This window comes from Xanthomonas sp. SHU 166 (genome assembly GCF_000364685.1).
Lineage (GTDB): Bacteria > Pseudomonadota > Gammaproteobacteria > Xanthomonadales > Xanthomonadaceae > Xanthomonas_A > Xanthomonas_A sontii.
Genome location: NZ_AQOJ01000111.1, coordinates 1 through 8,095, shown reverse-complemented (window position 1 = coordinate 8,095; position 8,095 = coordinate 1). Strand labels below are relative to the sequence as shown.

Here is an 8,095-nt window from a genome sequence, read left to right as displayed (position 1 = left end):
TGCGCCAGCGCGGCTACGACCAGGCGCTGGAACTGGCGCGGCCACTGGCGCGCGCGCTGGCGCTGCCGCTGTGCCTGGATCTGCAGCGGGTGCGGGCGACCGCGGCGCAATCCGAACTGGATGCGCGCGCGCGCCGGCGCAACCTGCGTGGTGCGTTCGCGGTGCCGGATTCGGCGGCGCTGCCGGCGCACGTGGCGCTGATCGACGACGTGATGACCACCGGCGCGACCCTCCACGCCGCGGCAAAGGCACTGCGCCGTGCCGGCGTCGAACGGGTCGATGCCTGGGTGGTGGCGCGGGTGCCGTGAGCGCTGCACCGGCTGTGCCTGCACCGCATGGCGGACCCGTGGCTATCGCGTGGCCTGTGGCCAGGGCGTTGCTTCGCGCCGCCGAAGCGGGCTGCCGAACCGCGTCGGTGTCAGCCGGCGCGCAGTGCCAGCGCCGCGGCAATGCCGGCGAAGATCGCCAGGCCGACCCAGTTGTTGTGCAGGAAGGCGCGGAAGCACGCCGCGCGTTCACGGTGCCGGGCCATGCGGAATTCGACGACGACCAGCAACGCCGCCACCCCCAGCCCGGCCCAGTACCACACGCCCAGGTCCGCGCGATGCCCGACGAAGGCGAGAGCGACGAACATCAGCGCGTACAGCACGCCCTGGATGACCAGGTCGAGTTCGCCGAACAGGATGGCGGTGGACTTGGAGCCGGCGCGCAGGTCGTCCTCGCGGTCGACCATCGCATACCAGGTGTCGTAGGCGGTGGCCCACAGGATATTGACCGCGTACAGCAGCCAGCCCAGCGCAGGCACCTCGCCGCGCACCGCGGCGAAGGCCATCGGGATGCCCCAGCCGAAGGCCATGCCCAGGTAGACCTGCGGCAGGTAGGTGTAGCGCTTCAGGTAGGGATAGCTGGCGGCCAGGAACAGCCCGACCACGCTCAGGCCGATGGTCAGCGCGTTCATGGTCAGCACCAGCGCGAACGCCACCAGCATCAGCACCGCGAACACCGCCAGCGCTTCGCGGCCGCTGACCGCGCCGGTGGCCAGCGGCCGGCTGCGGGTGCGCTCGACCTGCGGGTCCAGCCAGCGGTCGGCGTAGTCGTTGATCACGCAGCCGGCCGAGCGGGTCAGCCACACCCCGGCGGTGAACACGAACAAGGTCCACAGCGGCGGTATCCCATCGGCGGCCAGCCACAGCGCCCACCAGGTCGGCCACAGCAGCAGCAGCACGCCGATCGGCCGGTCGCCGCGCAGCAGTTTCCAATACTGGCCAAGGCGCGCGCGCGGCGGCAGCGCGGCAGGCGTTTCGTAGCGTTCGTAACCCATCGCGCAAGGGTAGCAGCCGCGTGGTGCCGGCGGCGCGTCGCGGAGGTGGATGCGCCGTGTCCTGCGTTGGTTGGGCGAGCGCCGCAGGACGCGGACGGGCGCCAGGCGTCCACGACGAGGTGGCCGCCGTGCCGGCCGCGCCGCGCCGCATGTCGACGCAAGGTGCCGGTGAGCGGACGGCGGCGGCCGCATGCCCATGACGCGCGCGCCGTCGCCGGGCCGTGCGAATGGGGGAGACGTGGACCACGAATGCCGTTAGAATGCGCGTCCGTTGCGCCCGTAGCTCAGCCGGATAGAGTAGTGGCTTCCGAAGCCATTGGTCGGGGGTTCGAATCCCTCCGGGCGCGCCATCCCCCGCCGTGCATGCCGATCCTGTCTGGCATCGCCCGCGTCCTGTCCGCCATCTGCGCAGGCTCCTATTTACTCTTTCGCTTCCGCCGCCCTGCGGCCGTGCGAACGCATGCGTTGCTCGCTGCCGGGCGCTGTGGCGCCGATGCGTCATGCCCGCGCGACCCCGGCCTTGTCCCAGCGCTTGGTCAGCGTCCCATCCGCTCCCAGAAGCATGGTGCGCGGCGTGCTCTGCTGGAGCCGTCTGCGCGGTGTCCGAGCAGGGCGCCAGGCGTGGTACTGGCTGCGGTACGTGGCATGGGTGCGTGCGTGTTCGGAGACGGGACGTGCGCCGGAACGCACGGAACGAGGTGTTGCGCAACGTCATAGGTTGATGAATTTCACATTACATGTCTCCCTGTGTAGAATTTCGAAGCGGCCAGGGTAGTGTCCGCCACAGGGCCGGCATGGGGATGCCGCTCGCAGTGCTTTCAGTGACGCCCGCCACCTGCATACGCACACGTTCGGATACAACGCCGGGTTCTTCATGCGCCGCCGCTCGACGCTCACGCCCCTGTTGCTCCTGATCGTCCTGTTGCTTGGCGGGTGCGGCGGGATCCAGTCGGTCTCCGAGCAGGGCCGCCGCTCCATTGCCCTGGACGGGCACGTACAGATGCTGCGCGACCGTGCCGGCACGCTCGACGTGCACGCGGTGGCGGCGCGCGGCGACCTGCAGCCGACGTCGCCGGAGTTCAGTCTCGGCTACATCCCTGATGCGGTCTGGCTGCGGCTGCGCCTGGATCGCATGACCGGCCTGCCTCGGGTGCTGATGTTGCAGGTGGACGCGCCGCTGGCCGATACCGTGCGCCTCTACGTGCCGCAGCCGGGCGGTGGCTTCCGCGAACTGCGCCGCGGCGAGGACGTGTCGCAGCGCGAGTACCCCTACCTGCTGCGGACGCCGGTGTTCCAGTTGGAAGCGCCGGATGGACGCTATCCGGAGGTCTACCTGCGCCTGACCGAGCGCAACGCGATGACGGTGGCGCTGAAGCTGTGGGAGCCGCAGGCGCTGCTCGCACACGAGGCCTTGTCCGCCAGCCAGGACAGCATCTTCCTGGGCTTCATCCTCGCGCTGTGCATGGCCGGCACCTTCATCTGGCGACGCAGCGGCGTGGGGCCGGTGCGCTGGTATGTCGTCTACATCGCCACCAGCGGCTACAGCGTGTACAAGACCCGGGGCCTGGTCGGCCCGTTCTTTCGTCTGGACACGCACGATGGCGGCGACACCGTACTCGGCGTGGTGCTGGCGCTCAGCGTGGCCATCGCCGTGTCCTTCAGCGTGCGGTTGATGGCTTTGCACACGCATTTCCCGCGGCTGTCGCGCGCCTACGAAACCTTCGTGTGGCTGGTGATCGGCGTCGCCTGCAGCGGATTCCTGCTTGGCAGGTTCGGCACGGTGATGCCGTTCGTGCAGGGGCTGAGCCTGGTCAGCGTACCGTTGATGCTGCTGGTGGCGGCTTACCTGAGCTGGCGCGGCCAGGCCATGGCCAAGCTGTACCTGGTGGCGTTCCTGGTGCTGTACATCGCATTCTTCCGCGGCTTCCTGATCAACCTTGGCCTGCTGCCGAACACGCCGTGGCTGCGCAATGGCGCGCCGCTGGCGGTGGGCCTGACCCTGCACCTGCTGTTGCTGACCTTCAGTTTCGCGCAACGCTTCTACGCGCTGGAGAAGCAGCGCCAAGACGCATTGGCCCTGGCGCTGGAACTCTCGCAGCAGTCCGAGGCATCGCTGGAGCACAAGGTGCGCGAACGCACCCGCGAACTGGCCGAGGAAATCGTGCAGCGCCAGGCCACCGAGCAGCGCCTGCGCGAGAGCAAGACGCAACTGCGGCAGGCACTGGTCGCCGAGCAGCGGCTGCGCGAGGAGCAGCGCGAATTCGTGACGTTGTTGTCGCACGAGTTCCGCACGCCCTTGTCGATCATCCATGCCAGTGGCCAGATGCTGCAGGACACGGAGACCGCGCTGCAGCCGGCAGGACGCCGCCGCATCGAGAAGATCCAGCGATCGGTGGAGCGCATGTCCGAGTTGATCGAACGTTTCCTCGACGATGAACAGGTGCTCTCGGACGAAGGCGCGCTCAAGCGCGAGGTGTTTGCGTTGCCCGCGCTCATCGACGAGGTGCTGGACGCGCTCGATCCGTCACGCGAGCGCGTGCGGGCCGAACTGGCGCAGGCGCCGCTGCGGGTGGATTGCGACCGCGGCCTGCTGCGGATCGCCCTGGACAATCTGTTGGGCAACGCCCTGAAGTACTCCGGGCCGGGACAACCGGTACGGCTGACGGCCACGGTGCAGGCGCAGACCCTGATCCTCGGCGTCGCCGATCAGGGTCCCGGCATTCCGCAGCACGAGCACACCGGGATCTTCCGCAAGTTCGCGCGCGGCAGCGGCAGCGGCGGCACTGCCGGCGCGGGGCTGGGGCTGTACCTGGTCAAGCGCATCGCCCTGCGATTGGGCGGCGAATTGACCCTGGACAGCGACGGCCGCGGCGCGACCTTCAGCCTGCGCCTGCCCCAGGCCGTCGCCGCGGAGGGGCGGTGAGCATGCGCACGCACCGCACATGCGGCGCACGGCATGGCGTCGCGCGCCGCCGCCGCGCCGGGGAGGTACGCTGACATGGCATTGATCGGTCTGCTCGAAGACGAAGTGGATCTGTGCGAGGAACTGCAGAGTTATCTGGTCGGCGCCGGACACCGCGTGGTATCCGCTGGCTCGGCTGCGGCCTTCTTCGCCGCAAGTGCCGGGCTGCGCTTCGACGTGGTGATCCTCGATCGCGGGCTACCCGATGCCGATGGCCTGGAGATCGTGGAGCGCCTGCGCAGCGCCTCCCCGGGCATCGGCATCATCATGTTGACCGCGCGCGGTGCCAGCGAGGACCGCATCCACGGCCTGGAGAACGGGGCCGACCACTATCTGGTCAAGCCGGTGCGCCTGGCGGAACTGGCGGCGCACGTGCGTGCACTGTTGCGACGGCTGCCGCGCGGCTGGCGTCTGGTCGCCAGCGAATGCTGCCTGTACACGCCGGAGGATGCGCGTCTGGAACTGAGCGCGCGCGAGTTCGCGCTGTTGCGGGTGCTGGCCGTGCGCGCCGGCGAGATGGCCGGCCGCCGCGAGGTGGCCGAGGCACTGGGCTGGGACTGGCTGTCCTTCGACCAGCGTCGCCTGGATACCATGATCAGCCGTTTGCGTCGGCGCTGCCGCGAGGCGTGCGGGCAGGAACTGCCAATCCGCACCGAGCACGCGCGCGGCTATCTGACCACCGATTCCATCCGCGTGGAGTAAGCGCGCCGCGCGACGGTTGGCGACCAGGCGCCAGCGAACTCGGCGCAATGCGTCGCGGATGCCGCGTGATGCGATCGTCGCTGCGTCAAAATGCCGTCGTCGCTGTCGCTCGTGCGCACCGCGTGGAGCCACGGACGCGCCGGAAATCCGCCGAAATGCCTGCATTCCGATGCGGCGAACGACCCGCGCCTACGGTCCTTTGACGTTTCGCGGCCGTGTCAGAACTCGTAAGTTTTCACGCCCTCGTGATCTCCAGAATGGCGCCGATCAACAAGGGCGCGTTCTGCGCACCACACGGGGACATTGCATGAATACCACGCGGCTGGCCAAGCTTCTTGGCCTCGGCTCGTTGCCACTCGCTGTCAATTTGGCTCTTGCGCAGACGGCGCCGCCGGACGCGGGTTCGCTGCTCAACCAGCAGCAGCGCCAGGAACGGTTGCAGCCGCCGGCCGACGATGCGGCCGCGTTGCTGCAGGCGCCGTTGCCCGATGCGCCGGATGGCGGCTTCAGCGCACGCATCGACCGCGTCCGCTTCAGCGGAGCCGAGGGCGCGATCGACACGCAGGCGCTGCAGGCGGTGGTTGCCGATGCGCTGGGCAAGTCGCTGACCCACGCGCAGTTGCAGGCGCTGGCGCAGCGGGTCAGTGCCGCGCTGCAGGCGCAGGGTTATCTGCTGGCGCGCGCCTATCTGCCGCGGCAGGACCTGAGCAACGGCGAGCTGGAGATCGCGATCATGATCGGGCGTCTGCAGAACGCGCCCGGCCGCGTGCAGGTGCTGTCCGACGATGCCGCGCTGCGCGCCCGCGCGACCGGCATCGCCGATGCGGCCTTGCCCGAAGGGCCGGTGCGCAACGACCAGTTGGAGCGCGCGCTGCTGTTGATCAACGACGTGCCAGGCGTGAGCGCGCGTGCGACGCTGGAAAAGGGCGCCGAGCCCGGCAGCAGCCGCCTGCTGATCCGTGCCGATAGTGCGCCGGCGTGGATCGGCGGCGCGAGCGTGGACAACTTCGCCAACCGCTACACCGGCGCGTGGCGCAGCAGCGCCTGGGGCGCGGTGAATCGGCCGTTCGAGCACGAGGACCTGCTCGGCGTGAACCTCAGCCACAGCAGCGGCAGTGATCTGCTGGGTCTGAACTACGCCATCGGCCTGACCCCGTCGGGTCTGCGCGCCAACGTCGCCGCCTCGTCGATGCACTACGCGGTTGGCGCCGAGTTCAAGCCGCTGGACCTGCGCGGCAGCGCGCGTACCGTCGGCGCCGGCCTCAGCTATCCGCTGTTGCGCACGCGCAAGCGCAGCCTGTGGATCAGCGTGGACGCCGAGCGTCGCGAGCTGGTCGACAAGGCGCTGGGCCAGGTCCTGCGCGAGCGCAATCTGGACCGGCTCACCACCATGCTCAGCGGCAACGCCTGGGACGGTTGGTGGGGCGGCGGTTACTTCGGCGCCAGCCTGGGCTGGGTCGCCGGCCGTGTGGATCTGGACAACGCGGCCGACCGCATCGCCGACGGGCTGAGCGCGCGCACCCGCGGCAGCTACAACAAGCTGGTCTGGCGCGTGGAGCGCAATCAGAGCCTGGGCGGCTTGAGCAACTGGGGCCTGTACGTGGGTGCCAATGGCCAGTTCGCCAGCAAGAACCTGGATTCGTCGGAGAAGTTCCTGCTCGGCGGCCCGTCCGGGGTGCGCGGGCATGCGGTCGGCGAAGGCAGCGGCGACAACGGCTGGCTGGTCAATGCCGAGCTGCGCCGCGATTTCCTCGTCGCCAGGCACGTGCGTGCGCAGGCGCTGTTGTTCGCCGATCACGGCCACGTGCGCCAGCACATCGATCCGTGGGCGGGATCGGTGATGCCGTGGTCGGGCAATGCGTACGACCTGTCCAGCGCTGGTATCGGCCTGAACCTGCAAGGCGAGCGTTGGTCGCTGCGCGGTGCCTGGGCGCACCGGCTGGGCGACAACCCCGGCCGCAGCGCCGCCGGCCTGAACGCCGACGGCCTGCGCGACGACCACTATCTGTGGCTGCAGGCCAGCCTGCGCTTCTGACGCCGCCACTCCACGCCTTCTGAGGACGATTCGCATGAATCACATCTACCGTTTGATCTGGGACGAACTGCGTGGCGCCTACGTGGTCGCCGCCGAAATTTCCCGCCGCCGCGGCAAGCGCAGCGGCACCGTGGTGCGCGCTGCCGCCGCCGCGATCGCCATCGGCAGCGTGCCGCTGTCGGCCTATGCCGTGGATCCTGGCGCATTGCCCGACGGCGCGCAGATCGCCGCCGGCAATGCGCACCTGGACCAGCACGGCGCCAACCTGACCGTGCATCAGGACAGCCAGCGGCTGATCCTGAACTGGAACAGCTTCGACATCGGCAACCAGGCCAGCGTGCGCTTCGAGCAGCCCGACAGCACCGCCATCGCGCTGAACCGCGTGCTCGGTGGTACGCCCAGCCAGGTGCTGGGCGAACTGAGCGGCAACGGCCAGGTCTGGCTGGTCAATCCCAACGGCGTGTACTTCGGCAAGGGCGCGCAGGTGGACGTGGGCGGGCTGCTGGTCAGTTCGCTTGGCATCAGCGACAGCGACTTCCTGGGCGGACACGCGCGCTTCGTCGCCAGCGGCGCGGCCGGCGCGGTGCGCAACGAGGGCGCGATCCGCGCCAACGGCGGCGTGGTGGCATTGCTGGCGCCGGCGGTGAGCAACACCGGCAGCATCGCGGCGGGCCAGGTCGGCCTGGCCGCAGGCGATCGCGTTGCGGTGGACTTCGGCAGCGACGGCCTGCTGTCGCTGGCGGTCGCCCAGGACGCGCTGAAGGCGGAACTGGCGCAGAGCGGCACCATCCGCGGCAACAACGTGGTGCTCAGCGCCGCCGGCGCCAGCGCGCTGCGCTCCAGCGTCATCAACATGGATGGCGTGGTCGAAGCGACCTCGCTGGGCGCGCATGGCGGGCGCATCCTGCTCGACGGCGGCGACGCCGGCCAGGTCCACGTCAGCGGCCGCCTCGACGCCAGTTCGGCGACCGGCCAGGGCGGCCGCATCGACGTGCTCGGCCAGCAGCTACGCCTGGACGGCGGCGCGCGCCTGGACGCCAGCGGCGCGACCGGCGGTGGCGCCATCCACGTCGGC

The 8,095-nt window shown here is 69.8% G+C and carries 6 protein-coding genes and 1 tRNA gene; 6 read left to right on the top strand and 1 reads right to left on the bottom strand.

Going from position 1 to position 8,095, the window contains the following annotated elements:
* Positions 1 to 308 (top strand): phosphoribosyltransferase family protein (locus tag D180_RS04580; RefSeq protein ID WP_017911864.1); only part of this gene is annotated, 308 nt, incomplete at its 5' end.
* 110 nt (positions 309 to 418) lie between these two features.
* Here D180_RS04580 and ubiA read toward each other — a convergent pair.
* A complete protein-coding gene (gene ubiA / locus D180_RS04575) occupies positions 419 to 1,321 on the bottom strand; it encodes a 4-hydroxybenzoate octaprenyltransferase (protein ID WP_017909533.1) in 903 nt (300 codons plus the stop codon).
* A gap of 273 nt (positions 1,322 to 1,594) precedes the next feature.
* On the opposite strand from ubiA, the gene D180_RS04570 reads away from it, so the two are divergent.
* The 5 genes from D180_RS04570 to D180_RS04550 form a co-directional block, all read left to right on the top strand.
* Positions 1,595 to 1,671: transfer RNA gene (locus D180_RS04570), tRNA-Arg, on the top strand.
* Between the two features lie 554 nt (positions 1,672 to 2,225).
* The gene (locus D180_RS04565; RefSeq protein ID WP_232760324.1) at positions 2,226 to 4,244 is read left to right on the top strand and encodes a sensor histidine kinase; all 2,019 of its coding nucleotides are present in this window, start codon (positions 2,226 to 2,228) and stop codon (positions 4,242 to 4,244) included.
* A 75-nt stretch (positions 4,245 to 4,319) separates the two neighbouring features.
* Entirely contained in the window at positions 4,320 to 4,985 is a 666-nt protein-coding gene (locus D180_RS04560; RefSeq protein ID WP_226980494.1) for a response regulator transcription factor, read from the top strand.
* A 307-nt stretch (positions 4,986 to 5,292) separates the two neighbouring features.
* A complete protein-coding gene (locus D180_RS04555; protein WP_017911861.1) occupies positions 5,293 to 7,020 on the top strand; it encodes a ShlB/FhaC/HecB family hemolysin secretion/activation protein in 1,728 nt (575 codons plus the stop codon).
* Positions 7,021 to 7,054: 34 nt separating this feature from the next.
* On the top strand, positions 7,055 to 8,095 hold a 1,041-nt coding region (locus D180_RS04550; RefSeq protein WP_043090464.1), incomplete at its 3' end, for a filamentous hemagglutinin N-terminal domain-containing protein.